The 18,075-nt window shown below is 51.3% G+C and carries 18 protein-coding genes; 7 read left to right on the top strand and 11 right to left on the bottom strand.

What is annotated here, in order from left to right; all coding sequences use genetic code 11:
* Positions 1-48: 48 nt before the first annotated feature.
* From ABV298_RS09960 to panD, 4 genes are all read right to left on the bottom strand, one after another.
* On the bottom strand, positions 49-723 hold the full coding sequence (locus ABV298_RS09960) for a zinc metallopeptidase (protein WP_353721974.1): 675 nt from the start codon (positions 721-723) through the stop codon (positions 49-51).
* An 8-nt stretch (positions 724-731) separates the two neighbouring features.
* Complete coding sequence (gene rfaE2 / locus ABV298_RS09955) at positions 732-1,220, bottom strand: D-glycero-beta-D-manno-heptose 1-phosphate adenylyltransferase (RefSeq protein WP_353721973.1); 489 nt, start codon at positions 1,218-1,220, stop codon at positions 732-734.
* Between the two features lie 80 nt (positions 1,221-1,300).
* Positions 1,301-2,338, bottom strand: coding sequence for a lysylphosphatidylglycerol synthase transmembrane domain-containing protein (locus ABV298_RS09950; RefSeq protein ID WP_353721972.1), 1,038 nt, complete (start codon positions 2,336-2,338; stop codon positions 1,301-1,303).
* Between the two features lie 34 nt (positions 2,339-2,372).
* Entirely contained in the window at positions 2,373-2,723 is a 351-nt protein-coding gene (gene panD, locus ABV298_RS09945; protein ID WP_353721971.1) for an aspartate 1-decarboxylase, read from the bottom strand.
* A gap of 303 nt (positions 2,724-3,026) precedes the next feature.
* On the opposite strand from panD, the gene ABV298_RS09940 reads away from it, so the two are divergent.
* Positions 3,027-4,499 carry a Gfo/Idh/MocA family oxidoreductase gene (locus ABV298_RS09940; protein WP_353721970.1) on the top strand — a complete coding sequence of 491 codons (1,473 nt, stop codon included), beginning with the start codon at positions 3,027-3,029 and terminating at the stop codon, positions 4,497-4,499.
* 72 nt (positions 4,500-4,571) lie between these two features.
* Here the strand turns inward: ABV298_RS09940 and panC are convergent, their stop codons facing one another.
* A complete protein-coding gene (gene panC, locus ABV298_RS09935; protein ID WP_353721969.1) occupies positions 4,572-5,414 on the bottom strand; it encodes a pantoate--beta-alanine ligase in 843 nt (280 codons plus the stop codon).
* Between the two features lie 206 nt (positions 5,415-5,620).
* On the opposite strand from panC, the gene ABV298_RS09930 reads away from it, so the two are divergent.
* The 4 genes from ABV298_RS09930 to ABV298_RS09915 all read left to right on the top strand — a co-directional run bounded on the left by ABV298_RS09930 (position 5,621) and on the right by ABV298_RS09915 (position 9,982).
* Positions 5,621-6,427: a glycogen/starch synthase gene (locus ABV298_RS09930; protein ID WP_353721968.1), complete on the top strand. Its 807-nt coding sequence runs from the start codon at positions 5,621-5,623 to the stop codon at positions 6,425-6,427.
* 207 nt (positions 6,428-6,634) lie between these two features.
* On the top strand, positions 6,635-8,476 hold the full coding sequence (gene glmS / locus ABV298_RS09925; protein WP_353721967.1) for a glutamine--fructose-6-phosphate transaminase (isomerizing): 1,842 nt from the start codon (positions 6,635-6,637) through the stop codon (positions 8,474-8,476).
* Positions 8,477-8,606: 130 nt separating this feature from the next.
* Positions 8,607-9,200 carry a gliding motility lipoprotein GldD gene (gene gldD, locus ABV298_RS09920; protein ID WP_353721966.1) on the top strand — a complete coding sequence of 198 codons (594 nt, stop codon included), beginning with the start codon at positions 8,607-8,609 and terminating at the stop codon, positions 9,198-9,200.
* A gap of 74 nt (positions 9,201-9,274) precedes the next feature.
* Positions 9,275-9,982 carry a hypothetical protein gene (locus ABV298_RS09915; protein ID WP_353721965.1) on the top strand — a complete coding sequence of 236 codons (708 nt, stop codon included), beginning with the start codon at positions 9,275-9,277 and terminating at the stop codon, positions 9,980-9,982.
* Between the two features lie 3 nt (positions 9,983-9,985).
* Here the strand turns inward: ABV298_RS09915 and ABV298_RS09910 are convergent, their stop codons facing one another.
* Together ABV298_RS09910 and ABV298_RS09905 are read right to left on the bottom strand one after the other, a co-directional pair.
* A complete protein-coding gene (locus tag ABV298_RS09910) occupies positions 9,986-10,783 on the bottom strand; it encodes an SDR family oxidoreductase (protein ID WP_353721964.1) in 798 nt (265 codons plus the stop codon).
* 59 nt (positions 10,784-10,842) lie between these two features.
* Positions 10,843-12,561 carry an IlvD/Edd family dehydratase gene (locus tag ABV298_RS09905; RefSeq protein WP_353721963.1) on the bottom strand — a complete coding sequence of 573 codons (1,719 nt, stop codon included), beginning with the start codon at positions 12,559-12,561 and terminating at the stop codon, positions 10,843-10,845.
* Positions 12,562-12,710: 149 nt separating this feature from the next.
* On the opposite strand from ABV298_RS09905, the gene ABV298_RS09900 reads away from it, so the two are divergent.
* Entirely contained in the window at positions 12,711-13,925 is a 1,215-nt protein-coding gene (locus ABV298_RS09900; RefSeq protein WP_353721962.1) for a serine hydrolase, read from the top strand.
* On the opposite strand, the gene ABV298_RS09895 is transcribed toward ABV298_RS09900, so the two are convergent.
* Positions 13,926-14,321: a MerC domain-containing protein gene (locus ABV298_RS09895; RefSeq protein ID WP_353721961.1), complete on the bottom strand. Its 396-nt coding sequence runs from the start codon at positions 14,319-14,321 to the stop codon at positions 13,926-13,928.
* 189 nt (positions 14,322-14,510) lie between these two features.
* Between ABV298_RS09895 and ABV298_RS09890 the strand changes: the two genes are divergently transcribed.
* Positions 14,511-14,921: a transcriptional repressor gene (locus tag ABV298_RS09890; protein WP_353721960.1), complete on the top strand. Its 411-nt coding sequence runs from the start codon at positions 14,511-14,513 to the stop codon at positions 14,919-14,921.
* 38 nt (positions 14,922-14,959) lie between these two features.
* Here ABV298_RS09890 and ABV298_RS09885 read toward each other — a convergent pair whose 3' ends face one another.
* Genes ABV298_RS09885 through ABV298_RS09875 form a run of 3 tightly spaced genes read right to left on the bottom strand, consistent with a single transcriptional unit; the run spans position 14,960 to position 17,888 of the window.
* A complete protein-coding gene (locus ABV298_RS09885) occupies positions 14,960-15,508 on the bottom strand; it encodes a hypothetical protein (protein WP_353721959.1) in 549 nt (182 codons plus the stop codon).
* Between the two features lie 48 nt (positions 15,509-15,556).
* Positions 15,557-16,135 carry a hypothetical protein gene (locus ABV298_RS09880; RefSeq protein ID WP_353721958.1) on the bottom strand — a complete coding sequence of 193 codons (579 nt, stop codon included), beginning with the start codon at positions 16,133-16,135 and terminating at the stop codon, positions 15,557-15,559.
* Positions 16,098-17,888: a TonB-dependent receptor gene (locus tag ABV298_RS09875; RefSeq protein ID WP_353721957.1), complete on the bottom strand. Its 1,791-nt coding sequence runs from the start codon at positions 17,886-17,888 to the stop codon at positions 16,098-16,100. Before ABV298_RS09875 ends, ABV298_RS09880 begins: the two co-directional genes overlap by 38 nt.
* Positions 17,889-18,075 lie beyond the last annotated feature (187 nt).

Below are 18,075 nucleotides of genomic sequence, written 5' to 3'. Positions count from 1 at the left end.
CCTTAAACTCCAAATTTTAGACCCTAAACTCTAAACCTCAAACTCCTTTTAGTCCCGGCGACCCAGTAGCATGCTTACATAATAAAGTAACGTAGCCAGTGAGCCAATAGCGGCTACAAGATAAGTACGGGCCGCCCATTTCAAAGCATCAGCAGACATTACATACTCACGCTCATTTACGATGCGGTTGCGTTGAATCCAGGCCAACGCCCGGTTACTGGCGTCATATTCCACCGGCAGTGTGATGAAGCTGAACAGCGTAGTAACGGCGAACAGCGCTACGCCGATGGTCAGTGGAATGATGGTGGTATTGATCAAAAGCACCCCGATCAGAATGATCCACTGCATGTACTGCGATGCGATGCTCAGGAATGGCACCATCTGCGAACGGAATTGCAGCCAGCTGTAAGCCGTAGCATGTTGTACCGCGTGGCCGCATTCGTGGGCCGCAACAGCGGCAGCGGCTACGCTGCGACCGTAATATACATCGGGACTCAGGTTGACTGTTTTGTCCTGAGGATTGTAATGGTCGGTCAGGCGGCCCTCTACGGACAGCACCCGTACGTCGTAAATGCCGTTTTCGCGCAACATGGTCTCGGCGATTTCCTTACCGCTCATTCCATTGCTCAATCCCACTTGTGAATATTCTTCAAACTTACTCTTCAAACGCCATTGCACGTAAAGGCTTACGCCCATTACGATCAAAGCAATCAAAAGTCCCATAGTTATTGCTATTTATATCCTTGTTTTATTTTCTCGATCAGTGCGGTAGTCGAATAGCCTTGTACCAAAGCGATCGTTTTTACCTCACCTCCTCTACTTAAAACAAATTCCGCGCCAGCGATGTTCTCGACCTTATAATCGTCGCCTTTGACCAAAATGTCAGGCTTTACGGCCTCGATCAACTGACTAGGCGTCGGTTCGTCGAACAAAATGACAGCATCTACAAATGAAAGCGCTGCCATCAACCTTGCTCTCGCATATTCGTTTACGACCGGCCGGAGCGGCCCTTTCAGGCGGCTTACCGAGGCATCGGTGTTCAGGCCGAGTACCATTCTGTCACCCAGTGCACGGGCCTTTTCAAGGTAATCGATGTGCCCGAGATGCACAATATCGAAACATCCGTTGGTGAAAACAACTTTTTGCCCGGCACGTTGCCATGCTTCAATGGTCGGGATCGCTTCTTCTAGTCTAAGGATCTTGCTTTCTGTCAAATTCATTTTAAAAGACAATATGGATTTAAGAAATGGAATAACGTAACATACTCCATTTCCATTTTTCAGGACTATTAAAGTTACAATTAGTTTGCCGCAGATACTTGTTCCGGCTCTCCGACTTTGTTTTTATTCACAATCAGCACATACAGGAATGCCAGTGCACCGATCACGAGCATGAACAGCATTTGCGCGCCGTGGATGAATGTCGCCAATGTGATGCCGTCGTTCTGCGAAAGTCCGTAAAGGACCATCACATTCCCCACCAGCAAATGATAAGCACCGATCCCGCCCTGGGTAGGGGCCGTCATACCGATCGCGCCGACCACCAGCAACGTCAGGCCAGCCAGCGGGCCCAGGTGGGAAGTTTCCGGAATGCAGAAGAAAAGCACATAGGAAACCAGGTAATAAAGCACCCAGATCATAATTGTGCTGAAAATGAACAATCCGGGGTTGCGCAGTTTACGCACGCTCAGCAGGCCGTCGAGCATGCCCCGGGCGAAGCCGATCACCTTGGCGATGATCGCATTCTGCTGCAATTTGTTACGCAGCACGGCATTTCTGAAAATGATAAATGCGACAACGGCGACGGTAAGCAGTCCGGTGACGAGAATAGCCAGCAGCATTCCACTGCCCGAGCCGCCGCCCTGGCTGCTCCCTATTTTACTTTGGAAAAAATCAGTGAAAAAAGTACTGAGCCGGTCGAATTCGAGGATGAAGTTCAGGCCTATCATCAATACGAGGATGATAACATCGAAAATACGCTCCGCCACGACGGTACCGAAGCTGAGGCTCACCGGAATGCGTTCCAGGCGGTACAGCGTTCCGCAGCGCGTTACCTCGCCCATGCGCGGCACGATGTAATTGGCAAAATAGCCGGTCAATACCGACATCGTGCTGTTTACAATGGCCGGTTTGTGATCCAGCGGCTCTATGAGCATTCCCCATCGCCATGCACGTGTAATGTGCGCGAGCAGGAGGCAAAAACATGATACGGCGATCCATCGCCAGTCGGATTTCGCAAAACGGTCGAGCATTTCGCCCAGATTAATGCCTTTGAACACAAACCAGAGCAGACCGCCAGCCAAGACAAGCGATATCGTGTAACGCAGTATATTTTTCATGCTATGCTGGGTGTAGTGTAGGGAATGCGGAGGTTTAGCTTACCAGGCGATTATTGTGGTCGGGGAAAATGATCATCGGCTTGAATGTCTTCGCCTCTTCGGGGGTCATGGTGCCGTACGCGATAATGATGATGATGTCGCCGATCTGCACCCTGCGCGCCGCGGCGCCATTAAGGCAAATCATACCCGTACCCCGTTCGCCTTTGATAACATATGTGATAAAACGTTCGCCATTGTTATTGTTTACAATGTGAACCTGTTCATTCTCTATGAGCCCCGCGGCGTCCATCAGATCTTCGTCGATCGTGATGCTGCCCACATAGTTCAATTCCGCCTGAGTCACCTTGACACGGTGAATCTTCGATTTCATTACTGTGATTTGCATTACCCGGTGGTATTGGTCTGATTGAAATGCATTACCCCGCAAAGTTACAGGAATAATACCCAGCCATCAAAACATCGTCCCCGGTGGGACGGTTCCCGCCTGCACAACCGGGCCCTTTATACGCGTAAATGACCTCAAAAGCAGCTATTCGGTGTATGGAAAGTAAGAATTGAAACAGCCCTATTCATGGGTTTCATGAGAACATTATTATATTTAAGCGGGATTTAATAGTATTCGAGCTCTATTAAAAACTTATTCCTTTAATCCATATTAATCTACTTTATTTTTTCATTACCAAAACCAATGAGTACAGAAAACAAACCGAAAGACGTTAACCGCCGGGACTTTATCCAAAAGACCTCCGCAGCGGCCATTGGAAGTTTCTTCATAGTTCCCCGCCACGTGCTGGGAAAAGGATATAAAGCGCCGAGCGACAAACTGAACATCGCCGGCATCGGTGTGGGCGGAAAAGGTTTTTCTGACACGAACAATGCGTGGAACAAAGGTGCCGAAAACCTGGTGGCACTTTGCGATGTGGACTGGAACCAGGCGAAAAAGAATTTCGAACTGCATCCCGACGCGAAAAAGTACAAGGACTTCCGTAAGATGTTCGACGAAATGGGTAAGGATATCGATGCGGTTACCGTATCGACGGCCGACCACATGCACGCGATCATCGCGATGCACGCTATGCAGCGTGGCAAGCACGTGTACGTACAAAAACCCCTTACGCACGATATTTATGAAGCCCGAATGCTCACCGAAGCTGCGCGTAAATACAAGGTCGTGACTCAAATGGGTAACCAGGGCGCTTCCAATCCCGCTCAGATCCAAATGCAGGAGTGGTTCAAGAAGGGCATTATTGGTAATGTGCATGAAGCGCACGTCTGGACGAACCGTCCCGTGTGGCCACAAGGTATCCCGGTGCCCACCGGCAAACATGAAGTGCCTGCGGACATCGACTGGGAACTGTGGGTAGGCTGTGCCGAATGGGTGGATTACAATCCGGCATGGCACCCGTTCAAATGGCGGGGCTGGTGGAACTTCGGTACCGGTGCATTGGGCGATATGGGTTGCCACCTGATCGACCCGGCGTTCCGTACGCTCGGCCTCGGCTATCCGACGGAAGTTGAATGCTCCGTGGGGCAGGTGTTCATCAAAGACTGGACGCCAGAATACATTCCCGAAGGCTGCCCGCCGTCTTCACGCGTACAATTGAAATTCCCTGCTAACAAAATCAATAAATCGGAGGTGACGCTGACTTGGCACGACGGCGGTCTGCGGCCGTTCCACCCCGAACTGATCCCCGCCAACGACCCGCTGGGCGAGCCGGACAGCAGCAATGGCGTGCTTTTGATTGGAGAAAAAGGGGTAATGACCTGCGGAACCTACGGTATTGCACCAAAAGTATACCTTAAAGACGGCACGAAACTGGAATATAAGCAGGGCGATTTCGGTAACAAATACACGACAATGCCGGAATTTGGCCACCATGTGTCATGGACCGATGCCTGCAAGGCCGGTTTCAACAGCAAGGAACACAAAGCGCTGACTTCGTCGTTCGACTACGCCGGTCCATTGACCGAGACAGTGATTATGGGTAACCTCGGTATCCGCAGCTACAACCTCCGCACCGCGAGAGCCGACGGCAAAGGTTTCGACTACCCCGGTCGCAAGAAACTGTTGTGGGATGGCAAGAACATGAAGGTTACCAACTTCGACGAAGCCAACCAGTTTGTACAACGCAAATACCGCGGCGACTGGAAACTGGCATAATTGTTGTCACGCTGAGCGGCCCCGTCCGCTCAGCGTGACATTCCTAAAAGATTCAGAACGACGTTCTATTTGTCAAAAGATAATATTGTCGATCAGCCTTACCGGCCCGAGGAATGCCGCTACGCAGATCGCATTAGCACCCGCCGGGCCTATTTTTTCGACCGGCAGCAGGGTTTTGATATCGATTACCTCGAAATAGTCGAGGGTAAACTCTTTGATCTTCCCAAATTCATTTTTCGCCCAATTAATGGCGTCGCTCACCGGCTTGCCCGCACGCAGGTCCGCGCCCGCGCCCGCGAGTATGCGGTATATATGTGGTGCGATCGCACGCTCGGCCGCATTCAGGCGCGTGTTACGTGACGACATCGCCAGTCCGTCCGTTTCGCGAACGGTAGGGCATATGACCAGTTCAAGGCCGAATGCAAGGTCGTTCACCAATTGGCGCACTACCGACACCTGCTGCAAATCCTTTTGCCCGAAGTAAGCGCGGTGCGGCCGCACGATATTGAACAGTTTCGAAACCACGATGCCGACGCCATTGAAATGCCCCGGCCGCGAAGCACCTTCCATCACCGTTTCCAATGCCCCGAAATTGATTTTCAGTACAGGCTGCTCGGGGTACATTTCCTCCACCGACGGCGCAAATACCGCCGAACAGCCCGCATTTTCAAGCATGGCACGATCGGCTTCAAACGTGCGCGGGTATTTGGCGAGGTCTTCGGGATTGTTGAACTGCGTGGGATTTACGAACACGCTGCAAATGACGATATCGTTGTCCCTTTTCGCGGCTTCGATCAGCGAAATATGGCCTTGGTGCAGGGCGCCCATCGTGGGCACGAGACCTATGGTTTTCTGCTGTAAAATCTGCTGGTCGAGGTACTGGCGGAGGCTTTTGACCGAAGTGAATACTTCCATGTAAAATCTGAAAACTGAGGGAGTAACCTGTGGGCTACGGTTGCTTTTTTAACATAACAGAGGCCGCAAAGCAGATTATGGAAACATCAGGACAGGGAAATCCCAAACTGGGCGCAATATGACAATTAGTTTGGAATATCTTTTGAAATTGCCGTTTTTTTTGTATAATTTTGCAAAACTTTTTTTCACAAACTGCTAAAAGATCTATGGAGAAACTACGAATTTTGTATGTAGCCAGTGAAATCAATCCCTTCCTCCAAACCACCGATGTTGCCGATTACGTAAGAAAACTTCCTCAGGCAATGCAGGAAAAAGGGGCAGAAATCAGGATACTCGTTCCGCGTTTCGGGTTGATCAACGAACGCAAAAACAGGCTTCATGAAGTAGTTCGACTGTCAGGAATCAATATTACCGTAGGAGATGAAGAAAAGCCGCTAATTATAAAAGTAGCTTCGATTCCCAATGCGAAGTTGCAGGTCTATTTTATAGATAACGACGATTACTTCCATCGCAAATCCGTTTTCTTCGATAAGGAAAACAACTTCTTCGATGACAACGACGAACGTGCGATCTTCTTTTGCAAGGGTGTTTTGGAAACAGTTAAGAAACTGGGATGGGCCCCGGACGTGGTGCACTGTAATGACTGGATGACGGCTCTGATTCCATTGTACCTTAAAACCACTTACCGCAACGATCCGATGTTTAAGGATACGAAAAGTGTGTTTACCGTACATAACAATGCATTTGACTACAAATTCGATGCGGATTTGCAGAACAAGGCCAAGGCCATGGACGTGAGCGACGAAGCGCTGGCGCATTTGCATTCTGCCGATTTCGAAGGTTTTGTCAAAATCGGATGTGCTTATGCCGACGCGGTGCTGAAAGCCGAAGAGCATTGCAGCGAAAGTCTCAACGAAATTTTCAACAATGCGCCGAAACGTGTGCAGCTCGATGAGCACGAAGAGAATTTCTCCGAGTCGTATTACAATCTCTATAACGATCTGGTAAGCTAGCAGATACATTTCACAGGGCAAAAAGCCGGCGATTTTCAGAGTCGCCGGCTTTTTTTGTGTTTTAAGGAATGTTTTGTGTGTTCGAGCACTGTCGATAAATTGGATATTTTTTAGTATTTAATTAAAAATTAGCTTGCTAACGACCGCCGTTTCCCATTTATTTGCCCCCGTCGTTTACATACACAGAAAATAAAATATTTTAAGAATATGTGCGGAATTGTGGCTTATGTTGGAAACAGGGAGGCATATCCTTTGATTTTAAAAGGACTGAAACGCCTGGAATATCGTGGCTATGACAGCTCGGGAATCGCACTGCTTGAAAATGGCGAATTGAATATTTACAAGAAAAAGGGGAAAGTGTCCGATCTCGAATCGGAGCTGAATGGAAAGCAGCTCGGCGCCAGGATCGGCATCGGGCATACGCGCTGGGCCACGCATGGCGAACCCAACGACGTAAATGCCCACCCGCATTTCTCCAACAACCGCCGGTTATCGATTATTCACAACGGCATTATCGAAAATTACGCGGCCATTAAGCAAAACCTGATCGGCAAAGGCCACAAATTCCTGAGCGATACCGACACCGAAGTCCTGGTTCATTTCATAGAGGACGTGCAGAAAGAAACAGGTGCCACGCTTGAAGAAGCGGTTCGGCTGGCATTGAAAGAGGTGGTAGGCGCCTATGCCATTGTAGTCATGTCGCTCGACCATCCCGGGCAGCTCATCGCGGCGCGGAAAGGCAGCCCGCTCGTGATCGGGGTGGGTGAAAACGAATATTTCCTCGCTTCCGACGCGACGCCGATTGTGGAGTATACCAAAGACGTGGTTTATCTCGACGATTACGAAGTGGCTGTAATCAACGAAGGCAAGCTCAGCATTCAGCACCTCGAAAGCACAAGGGAAACAACCCCCTACATCCAAAAGCTGGAAATGGAGCTCGAAACCATCGAAAAAGGCGGTTACGACCATTTTATGATCAAGGAGATTTTCGAGCAACCCCGTTCCATCGCCGACTCCATGCGCGGACGCCTGCGCGCAGACGACGCGCACCTGCAACTCGGAGGCCTGAACGATTACCTCGACAAGCTCGCGCAGTCCGATCGCGTCGTTATCGTGGGTTGCGGTACTTCGTGGCATGCGGGCCTCGTCGCGGAATACCTTTTCGAGGAACTGGCGCGCATTAATGTGGAGGTCGAATACGCTTCCGAATTCCGCTACCGGAACCCGGTGATCAGGGAAAATGATATTGTAATAGCCATTTCGCAATCGGGCGAAACGGCGGATACCCTGGCGGCGATAGAGCTCGCCAAATCCAAAGGGGCGACGATATTCGGAGTCTGCAACGTGGTGGGGTCGTCTATCGCCCGGGCTACGCATGCAGGCGCCTATACACACGCGGGCCCGGAAATCGGTGTGGCCAGTACCAAGGCATTTACCGCCCAGGTGACTGTGCTCACACTGATGGCCATCGCCGTCGCGAAGCGCAAAGGGACGATTTCGGAAGAAACTTACCGGCAGTTGCTGATCGAACTCGAAACGATCCCGGCGAAGGTGGAAAAGGTATTTGAAAATGCCTCCAAAATCAAGGAGATCGCGTTTATATTCACTTATGCGCGCAACTTCATCTACCTGGGCCGTGGTTTGAACTTTCCGGTGGCACTGGAAGGCGCATTGAAACTCAAAGAAATTTCCTACATCCACGCCGAAGGTTACCCGGCGGCGGAAATGAAACACGGCCCGATCGCGTTGATCGACGAGGATATGCCGGTGGTTTTCCTGGCCACGAAAGACAGTTCCTATGAAAAGATCGTCTCCAACATTCAGGAAGTGAAAGCCCGTAAAGGCCGGGTGATCGCGATCGTGACGGAAGGGGATACTTTGATTCCCGGCATGGTCGATTTTGTGATCGAGGTGCCTAATACCCATGAAATTCTGACGCCGCTTGTTTCCGTGATCCCGCTGCAACTGCTATCGTATTACATTGCAGTGATGCGGGGCCGGAACGTGGACCAGCCAAGAAATCTCGCCAAATCGGTTACCGTCGAGTAACCGTGGAGGATGCCGGAGAGCGGGACCGTTACAAACGGTTTCGCTTTTTTTGTTTCCGGGGCCGGGGGCAAAAATAATGTTCCGACGTTTTCGTTAGTTTTGCGCATGTTTGCCAACGGGACCCATATTTATGTACAAACTTATTTTTAGTATTTTCCTGCCTGCCTCACTGCTTTTTATTTCAGGTTGCAAAAAAGAAGGGGAGCAACCCTATGTCCCGAAACCCAAAGGTTATAACCGCATCGACCTGCCTGCCCACAGCTACCGGCCATTGACCGAAAAACATCCTTACACATTCGAATACTCGAAATACGCGGTTGTAGAGCCCGACACTTTTAAAATGGCGGAAAAGGACTGGATTTTCATCAATTATCCGCAATTCAAAGCCAATATCCAGCTCACTTACAAGCCGCTCCGCAACAACCCGGCCCTGTTGAAGGCCTTCATCGACGATAGCTATAAACTCGCAAGCAAGCACCAGATCCGTGCGTCGTCGATTCAGGAGCAGCGTGTTTTGAGCAAAACAGGGCGGACGGCAATGCTCTTCAAAATCGAAGGCGATGTGCCGAGCCCGTACCAGTTTTACACCACCGACAGCACCACGCATTTCATGAGAGGGGCCATTTATTTCCCCACAGCTACGAAAAACGATTCTCTCGCACCGGTAATCGACTATTTGCGGGCAGATATGCTGCAATTGCTCAATACATTGCAGTGGCGATAAATTTACAGGGCGGTAGTTGCGGTGGAGAACGGAAGGACGTATCTTTGAACCTGACACCTCAACAGCATTCCGCTATGCCTAAGAAGCAACCCAAAAATCAGCTCCTTCTTGACTTTTCTGTCCGTGGTAACCGCATCGTCCTGCATTTGGGCCAGGTAGAAAGCCAGCGGATCGCCGATCAGCTCTTCGAAGGTCTGGTAAATGGTGACTGGATGATCGAGCCGGCAGGCGAGGTGGCCGACATTTCCTACGCGCAGGATATCGTGCACCAGATCGGGCACAAGTTGCCGTACCCGGAAGGCATCAAGATCGCGCAACTGCATCATGTGGATCCGCAATTCAAGGGCTTTTCAGCCATTTACCACCAGAAGGGATGGGTTTTTGTCAACGCGGCTTCCGAAGTCAACGAGCGCAATTACCATATTCACTTGCTGACGGTCTCCCTCGGCCTGCATACCATTTATGCCAACACGGCATCGCTCGCCGCGCGATCCGAGCAACTTATTTTTGAGGCATTGCTGCCGTTTGAGGAGGTGGAAAGCTTTTTCCGGAATGATATTTCCAAAATCCCGGAATTCCTCGCGTCGGACATCGCCAATTTCTTCAAAGTACCGTTCCCGATGGTCCTGAAACGGGCGTTGTCACTGAAAATCATCTCCGATGAACAGTACCGCAGTTTCATGACCGTAAACCCGAGTGCTGCCTCCAAGCCACGGGAGCTTTTCTTTTCGAAAGACGGTAGCATCGATGACCTGGAAGCACAGCTTTTCTCGGGAGAGTAAATCCTAACTTTTTCTGACATTCATATTGCTCAGGTCGGGCAGGGGACTCACAGACGTCCAGCCGCCGTCGACGATCAGGCTTTGCCCTGTAATATGCCCCGAATGCGGCGACAGGAGGAATAATGCGGCATTGGCGATGTCCTCACAGATCGCCGGACGGCCCATCGGTGTTATTGCCGACCAGGTTTTGGGATAAGTGGGATCTTCTGCCAATGTACGTTCCGTTAACGTAGCGCCCGGTGCCACGGCGTTGATCGTAATGCCGTGGGGGGAAAGTTCCAGCACGAGGTTCTTGGCGAGCATTTCGAGCCCTGCCTTGGTCATCGCGTAAGCCCCCAGAAACTGATGTGCCTGATGCCCTACTACCGACGACATAAGTAATATCCGGCCGCCCGACTTTTGCTTGCGCATTTGCTTCGCTGCCGCCTGCGTGAGTAGAAAAGAACCCATCAAATTCACTTCAAGCACTTTCCTCAGGCTGTCGATCGGGTATTCAAAAAAATCTCCGAAAAGCGTGATGCCGGCATTGCACACCGTTAATGTGAGTTTGCCGAAGCACTTAATGGCCTCGTCGACCATCGCGTCGATCACTTCCGGCTGGGAAGCGTCGCCCGCAAATGCCACGCATTCGCCTTCCTTGTTGCGTATTTTTTTGGCTGCCTCGGCGGCGAGGGTCTTGTTGGTATCGTTCAGGATAACCCCCGCGCCTTGGCAGGCCAGTTGCTTCGCTATTTCAAAGCCGATGCCTTGGCCGGCACCGGTTACGATCGCGACGTGGTTATCAAATAATTGGCTGCTCATTTCCATGCTGAATTTGTAGTCCCGAATGCAGCTGCCCTGGCAGCTGCATTCCTGAACCGTTAATGCGAATCTCTCGTTACCTGGTCTCCCGAACCTCCTCTGAGAAAGTCGAGGTCGGCGCCTTCGTGTGCCTGCGTGACGTGGGCGATGTGCAGGTTTACGTAACCCCGGTTGTAGCCCAGGTCGAGCGGTTTCCAAAGCTGCCGGCGACGTGCCAGTTCTTCATCCGATACTTCCAGGTGAAGCCGCCGGTTTTCCACATCCAGTTCGATATAGTCGCCGTCCTGTACCAATGCGAGGTTGCCGCCCACAGCCGCCTCGGGCGACACGTGCAAAACAACCGTTCCAAATCCCGTCCCGCTCATGCGGCCGTCGGAAATACGCACCATATCGATGACGCCCTGGGCGAGCAGCTTCTTGGGTAACGACATATTGCCCACCTCCGGCATACCGGGATAACCTTTCGGGCCTACATTTTTCAATACCAATATGCTGTTTTCATCCACATCGAGGTCGGGGTCGTCGAGCCGGGCTTTGTAGTCGTCGATGTCCTCGAATACTATCGCCTTGCCGCGGTGCTGCATCAGTTCCGGTTTCAGCGATGCCGACGGCTTGATCACCGCCCCGTTCTCGCAAAGGTTTCCGCGTACTACGGCCAGTCCAGTAAGGTCTTTAACCGGCTCCGCCATCGTGCCGATTACTTCCGGATTGAAGCATTCGGCGCTGGCGCAGTTCTCGGCCATGGTTTTGCCATTGGCCGTAATCACCGACTGGTGCAATATCCCGCTCAGTTCTTTTATAACAACCGGCAAACCCCCGGCATAGTAGAAGTCTTCCATAAAATACCCGCCCGACGGTTGCAGGTTGAGCAGGAGGGGCACTTTTTTGCAAAGATCATTGAAATCGTCCAGGCTGAGGTCCACGCCGATCCGCCCCGCGATAGCGAGCAGGTGGATCACGAAATTGGTGGAACCACCGATAGCCGCATTGATCATAATCGCATTCTCGAATGCTTCGCGGGTCAGGATTTGCGACAGGCGCAGGTCTTCCCTCACCATCTCCACGATACGCCGCCCCGACAAATGCGCCAGCACTTTTCGGCGCGAGTCGGCCGCCGGGATTGCCGCGTTTTCGGGCAAAGTCAATCCAAGCGATTCGACCATACAGGCCATGGTAGAGGCCGTACCCATCACCGCGCAGTGGCCGTCGCTGCGGCACATGCAGGCTTCGGCGGTGTAGAGTTCTTCCTGCGTAAGCTCGCCTTTGCGGTGCATTTCGCTGAAACGCCACACATCGCTGGTGGCGATGGTTTTTCCCCGGTAGCGGCCGGTAAGCATCGGTCCGCCGGATACGACGATCGTCGGGATATTCACACTCGCCGCGCCCATGACGAGCGAGGGCGTAGTTTTATCGCAGCCGCAAAGCAATACCACACCGTCGATCGGGTTCGCGCGGATGGATTCTTCCACGTCCATGCTCGCCAGGTTGCGATAAAGCATCGCGGTGGGCTTAATGAGCGTCTCGCCGAGGGACATCACCGGGAATTCAAGCGGAAAGCCTCCCGCTTCCCACACCCCGCGTTTTACCGACTCGGCCAGCTCGCGGAAATGCCCGTTGCAGGGCGTCAGCTCCGAAAATGTATTACAAATGCCGATTACCGGCCGTCCTTCGAACTCGTCAGCAGGATAACCCTGATTTTTCATCCAGGCACGGTAAATGAACCCGTCCTTACCTGATTTGCCAAACCAGCCCCTGCTACGCAACTTGTTTTCTTCCATTATTTGCCCTATTTTAAGTCTGACAGGAAAAGGATGCATGGAGTAAAATATAATTCCGGGTACCCTTTAAAATAAAAAATCGTATATTCGGCTAACACGTGCCCGATTTGTCCATGCTTTTTTTTAGAAACCATAAACTGTTGCTTTTCTTGTCGTTACAACTGGCCGCCCTGCCAACCCACGCACAATATCACCCGGATAACTTCATCGAAAAACTATTAAAAAAGCATCCCGAGCGGTTCTCGGAAATCCTGCAAAATCCCGATAAATACAAGGTGCAAATCCTGTACACGAAGATCGACAGGAATAAAAACAACGTCCCGCATTTTACTACGCATGGCTACCGGGTAAATACCGGCGAGTATTTTTATCCGGCCAGCACTGTTAAACTACCGGCAGTTGCGCTCGCATTCGAAAAACTGAACAAGTTGGGGATCGATAAATATACGCCGATGTTTACGGACGCGGTAAGGCCCGAACAGACGGCCGTCAAAGCCGACACGAGCTCGGAGAACGGGCTGCCGTCCGTTGCCCATTATGCGAAGAAAATCCTGCTCGCGAGTGATAACGATGCTTTTAACCGGCTGTATGAATTCATCGGCCAACAGGAATTTAATGACAGCCTGCATAAAAAAGGCTTTAAAGACTGTCGTATTCTGCACCGTCTCGACTCGCCGATCGGCCCGGAAAACAACCGTTACACGAATCCGATCAGGTTCGAAAAGGACGGGAAGGTCGTTTTCGAGCAGCCCGCAAAGTTTAACGGGAAGGAATATAACGTGCCCGGACCTATTATGTTGGGCAAAGGTTATATGAAGGACGGTGCGCTGGTGAACGAGCCGTTCGATTTTACCAAAAAGAACTTCTTTCCCCTTGAAGAGCAGCATCGCCTGCTGAAAACGCTTTTTTTTCCGGACCAGGTGCCGCCTTCGCAGCGGTTTAACCTGACGGAGGACGATTACCGGTTTCTGTACCAATATATGTCGCAGTTTCCGGTGGAAACGAGTTACCCGGCGAGCTATACCGACGATTACTACGATGGTTATGTGAAATTCCTGCTTTTCGGGGCTACGAAAACGAGGCTACCGCGTCATATCCGCCTTTTCAATAAATGCGGCGACGCATATGGCTTCCTGCTCGACAATGCCTACATCGCCGATTTTGAGAAAGGGATAGAATTTATGTTGACAGCCGTGATCTATTGTAACGAGGACGGAATCTTCAACGATGACAAGTACGACTACGAAACCGTCGGTTTCCCGTTTATGGCCGATCTGGGCAAGACTTTTTTTGAATATGAATTAGACCGCAAGCACTCTAACCGCCCCGACCTCAGCCGTTTCGAAGTGGAATACGATAAATGATCAGCGGGTTTTGTACTTCAATCGCGGGGCGATCTGGCAAATGTAGAGGTTCAGGAAGTGGCCTATGATCAGCAGGCCCGAACCGACGTAACCCAGCCATGAGAAGACCTGATGGCGGCCTTCGAAAATGAGCGACACGGAAAAAACCGCCAATGCGCCCCAAAGCAGGACGCGAATGCCCGGAGAGCGGTGGTCACGGGTGGCGTAGAAAACCGCGACGCCGTTGATCAGAATAAAAAAATAATCGAGTGATATAAGGCCGATATGTGTGTGGCTATGATTAGCCACCGACGAACCGAGCGCCAATGCGGGAACCAGTAGGCAATGGATAATGCACAACACGGATCCTAATATCCCAATGTAGTCGGCCCTGCCATGTGAGTGTACTGCTTTCATTTCCTACATACAATAATGTTGCAAAAGTAACACGATCGGGTTGAACTTGCAACCGCGTTGCAGAAAATTTTTAACGGGTAGTTTCAGGCCATGAAAGTGTAATCGGAATCTTTGGAATTTGAACCCGTTAGAACTTAACTTTGGCGGGAAGGGTTTTAGAAGGGAGGAATTATCAAACTGTTGGAAACAATGGACCAGTTAAGAGAAACGCTGAAAGTGCATCACCTGCGTACGACCACGTGTCGCGAAGACGTGCTTTCGACATTTATCAATAGGAAGAACGCATTATCGCACGGTGATCTGGAAGGTGCGTTGGGAGAGAGCTACGACCGCGTAACCATATACAGGACACTTAAGACGTTCCTCGAAAAAGGCATTATTCACAAGGTACTCGACGACGAAGGGCTTCGCTACGCATTGTGCTCCCACAGCTGTTCGGAAGAAAAGCACCAGCACGATCACATTCACTTCAAATGCAGCGCGTGTGGCGAAACCAATTGCCTGGAAAATCTGCACATTCCCGCCGTGCAACTGCCGGACGGATATCATCCCGAGCATTTCAATCTGCTGATACAGGGCGTTTGCCCGAAATGTAACTAGCCAAAAAGGATCGGTCATTCGGCCGATCCTTTTTTGTTTTACTGTACTTTCAACTGGAAATCGAGATTCACGTCGTCGCTACCAGGTGTCGGCGTTCCGTTTTTGGCGCCCGGCTGATGGCGTAACTGCACTTTCAATGTGCCCTTGCCTGCCGCACCGGTTTTTGCGGAGCCGGTGAGACCGATAGGATAATTGTTTTTGTCCTTGTCGCCGTAAGTGTACGTCAGCAATGCCGCCGGAGTGGGCGTGTACACAAACAAATGCTCGTCGGATTCCTCTTCCACTTCTTCGGTAATATCGTCAACCGGCGATTTGCTCTCGTCGAGCAGCTCGATAGCCAGCGTATACGTCGTGTTCGGTTTCAGTGAAATCGTATCGAACCTTGTGGGAGCATTACCACCATCGCCGTCCGCATCCTTATAGGAGAAGCTGCTGACGTTGGAGGTTCCCTGCTCGGTGAACTTCAACGTCACGGAGGTGATCAGTTCATTCTCGTCGTCCGGTTCCACATCGTCGCCCGAATCCTTGCATTGCACGAATGCCATTGTCATCCCGGCTAGCATCATCCAGGTCAGCTTACGGTTCATTTTCATATGTTGTAGATTTAATTAAGTATTGTGATTAAAAACTCGTTTTCAGGCACCGAATTTCCATTTCAGGCGAAGCGAAGCATTGCGGCCCATGTCGTCGGCATAGTAACGGAAGCGGTTCAGGTAATCCCTGTAAACCGCGTTAAAAAGGTTCTGCACATTAATGCCGATTTCGAGCAGCTGCTTTTCGGTAAGGTGCAGCGTTGTACCGGCTTGCAGGTTCCAGAGCGAATAGGCTTTGGGCGGCGGCAGGAAGTCGCTGTTTTCAGGAACGCGTTTCTGCTCTGCTACCAGCAGGTTTCCGATTGATACAAAGCCGTCTTTCCATTTGCCGCGGTCGGGAAACTGGTATTTCAATTGGCTGTCCAACCTGTTCGGCGGGATCATCACCAGATAATTATCGTTTCGCTCGTCATACACGCGCAGGTAAGTGAGCTTGCTTGAAACCGTTATCCGTTTCAAAAATTCCCAGTTGCCCGTCACGTCGATGCCTTTGAAAGAAGCGTCGGTTTGTGTGTATTTGAAGTAGGGAAATGCGCCACGGATCGTCAGAATGGGCTCCGGTTGCGGTTTCAGGTAAATGAAATCAAAAATATAATTGTAATATCCCCCCCACTTCGACACTCCATTTCGGCGCGGCGTACTTCACACTGGCGATCGAATTGAGCGCTTTTTCGGGTTGCAAGGTGGCGTCGCCCTTCTCGTATGCGGCTGCGCCATGGTGCACGCCGTCGCTGAACAGCTCGCTCACGTTAGGCGCGCGCCAGGCCGTACCCGCGTTCACCCGCGCGGAAAAACGTTCTGAAAAATTGCGCGTAGCACCCGCCGTTCCCGAAAAATTGCCGAAATCGAAGTGGTCGGCGATTTTCTTACGGTTTACGATCCGGTAGGTTTTCAATGTCCGGTAATCGTAACGCAAGCCGGCTTCCAGTTCCCATTTGCCGGTCACGTACCGCTCTATCCAGAACAGGCCGATGTTGAACTGGTTGAAGTTGGGGATCAACGGGCGGCCGCTCATCAGGTTGTATTGGTATAATGTGCTTACACCGACCTGCCCGCTGATCTTTCCGGCAAGGGGTTTGTGGTCCCAAACCACGTCGTTTGTCAATGAAGTGAGTTTGAATGTCAGTTCCGGGCGGTTGAGCGCCGCTATGCTGTCGTTGCGGGGCCGGTGCAAATCGAACTCGTTGCGGTTGTTGTACTGCCGCGCGATCGTCCATTGCAGGCGGTTACCGTCCTGGAAATGGTAATGCGTTTCGGCTTTCAGCAATTCGTGCGTCGCATTCTGGTTGGGGCGGTTAATCGCGTAGCTGAAACCCGATTTAACGAACGGTTCGCCGTTTTTGATCACATTCAGCAAGTCGGTAACGCTGCCGATGTGCGAGCCGGAGAAGATGCCTATCTGCGTATCAAAACGACTGTAAAATACATCGATTCCCAGGCCCTTATGGCGATAACCGGCAGCGAGCGAGAAGTTGTTTTCGCTGATGCCGGTGTTGTCGAGGTAGTAATTCGGCGTACGGATATTGCCGCCACGCTTGATGGTTCCCTGCGCGCGCCAGCCAAAACCTTTGATAAGACTTAGCCCACCTTGCGCGGTGCCCGATAAAACGCCCTGCCGGCCATTGGAAAACCCTACCGCATTCAGTTCGCCGCTAACGGGTTTGTCGACGGGCAACTCTTCGGGTTCCACCAGGATTACCCCGCCGATCGCATCCGAACCGTACCGGACTCCCGCGGCGCCTTTTACCACCGAAATCCTCGTTGCGATGAACGGATCGATCTCCGGTGCGTGCTCGGAGCCCCATTGCTGGCCTTCCTGGCGAATGCCGTTGTTCATAATCAGCACGCGGTTGCTATGCAGGCCGTGAATAACCGGTTTGGCGATAGACGAACCGGTTTGCATGGTGGTGACGCCGGTTATGCCTTTCAGGCTTTCGCCGAGCGTTTGCCCGCGTGTTTTATCGAGATCGGCACCTGAAATCGTGGTTACCGGTTGTGACGAAGGCGCGTCCGTCCGGTGCGCGGTGATTTCCACATCGTGCAAATGCACTTCCTGTTCGAGCAGGTTGAAGTTTTCTTCATGCCCGGCCGTCAGATCGACTTTTTGCTGAAACGGATTGTAGCCCACAATGCGGCATTCCAGTGTATAGTTGCCGGGGCAAAGATCGCGAAGTTCATAACGACCGTTCGCGTCGGTGAAAACGCCGTTGTTCTGCCCTATAATGAGCACTGTGGCACCAACGATAGGCTGGCCCGTATGCCGGTCTTTCACCACGCCCTTCACAAAGCATTCGCAAGCCTGTTTCTGGCCGGCAGCGATCAGGGAAGCCAGTGACAGCAGGAGCGTTAGCGTTAAATTTTTCGCAAAGGACATCGACGTACGACCAGGTGGGTTATTTTCTTTTTGTTACAACGTTGCAAAAGTAAAATGATTGCAACTGTGTTGCAATTAAAACAAGGAACTATTTTCTCAAATTTTCAGTGCATTAAGCTGTTAAATGTAAATTTGTGCAACATTTTGCCGCATTAATCCATTGTCAGACCTGCTTTTAGCCAAGATC

The sequence above is a fragment of the Dyadobacter sp. 676 genome (genome assembly GCF_040448675.1).
GTDB lineage: Bacteria > Bacteroidota > Bacteroidia > Cytophagales > Spirosomataceae > Dyadobacter.
The sequence above is the reverse complement of the archived record's forward strand: the minus strand, read 5'-3'. Positions and strand labels throughout refer to the sequence as shown.

Coding starts and splice junctions, on each gene's coding strand:
- ABV298_RS09960 (WP_353721974.1), bottom strand. CDS start 723: ATGGGACTTTTGATTGCTTTGATCGTAATGGGCGTAAGCCTTTACGTG.
- rfaE2 (WP_353721973.1), bottom strand. CDS start 1,220: ATGAATTTGACAGAAAGCAAGATCCTTAGACTAGAAGAAGCGATCCCG.
- ABV298_RS09950 (WP_353721972.1), bottom strand. CDS start 2,338: ATGAAAAATATACTGCGTTACACGATATCGCTTGTCTTGGCTGGCGGT.
- panD (WP_353721971.1), bottom strand. CDS start 2,723: ATGCAAATCACAGTAATGAAATCGAAGATTCACCGTGTCAAGGTGACT.
- ABV298_RS09940 (WP_353721970.1), top strand. CDS start 3,027: ATGAGTACAGAAAACAAACCGAAAGACGTTAACCGCCGGGACTTTATC.
- panC (WP_353721969.1), bottom strand. CDS start 5,414: ATGGAAGTATTCACTTCGGTCAAAAGCCTCCGCCAGTACCTCGACCAG.
- ABV298_RS09930 (WP_353721968.1), top strand. CDS start 5,621: ATGGAGAAACTACGAATTTTGTATGTAGCCAGTGAAATCAATCCCTTC.
- glmS (WP_353721967.1), top strand. CDS start 6,635: ATGTGCGGAATTGTGGCTTATGTTGGAAACAGGGAGGCATATCCTTTG.
- gldD (WP_353721966.1), top strand. CDS start 8,607: ATGTACAAACTTATTTTTAGTATTTTCCTGCCTGCCTCACTGCTTTTT.
- ABV298_RS09915 (WP_353721965.1), top strand. CDS start 9,275: ATGCCTAAGAAGCAACCCAAAAATCAGCTCCTTCTTGACTTTTCTGTC.
- ABV298_RS09910 (WP_353721964.1), bottom strand. CDS start 10,783: ATGAGCAGCCAATTATTTGATAACCACGTCGCGATCGTAACCGGTGCC.
- ABV298_RS09905 (WP_353721963.1), bottom strand. CDS start 12,561: ATGGAAGAAAACAAGTTGCGTAGCAGGGGCTGGTTTGGCAAATCAGGT.
- ABV298_RS09895 (WP_353721961.1), bottom strand. CDS start 14,321: ATGAAAGCAGTACACTCACATGGCAGGGCCGACTACATTGGGATATTA.
- ABV298_RS09890 (WP_353721960.1), top strand. CDS start 14,511: ATGGACCAGTTAAGAGAAACGCTGAAAGTGCATCACCTGCGTACGACC.
- ABV298_RS09885 (WP_353721959.1), bottom strand. CDS start 15,508: ATGAACCGTAAGCTGACCTGGATGATGCTAGCCGGGATGACAATGGCA.
- ABV298_RS09875 (WP_353721957.1), bottom strand. CDS start 17,888: ATGTCCTTTGCGAAAAATTTAACGCTAACGCTCCTGCTGTCACTGGCT.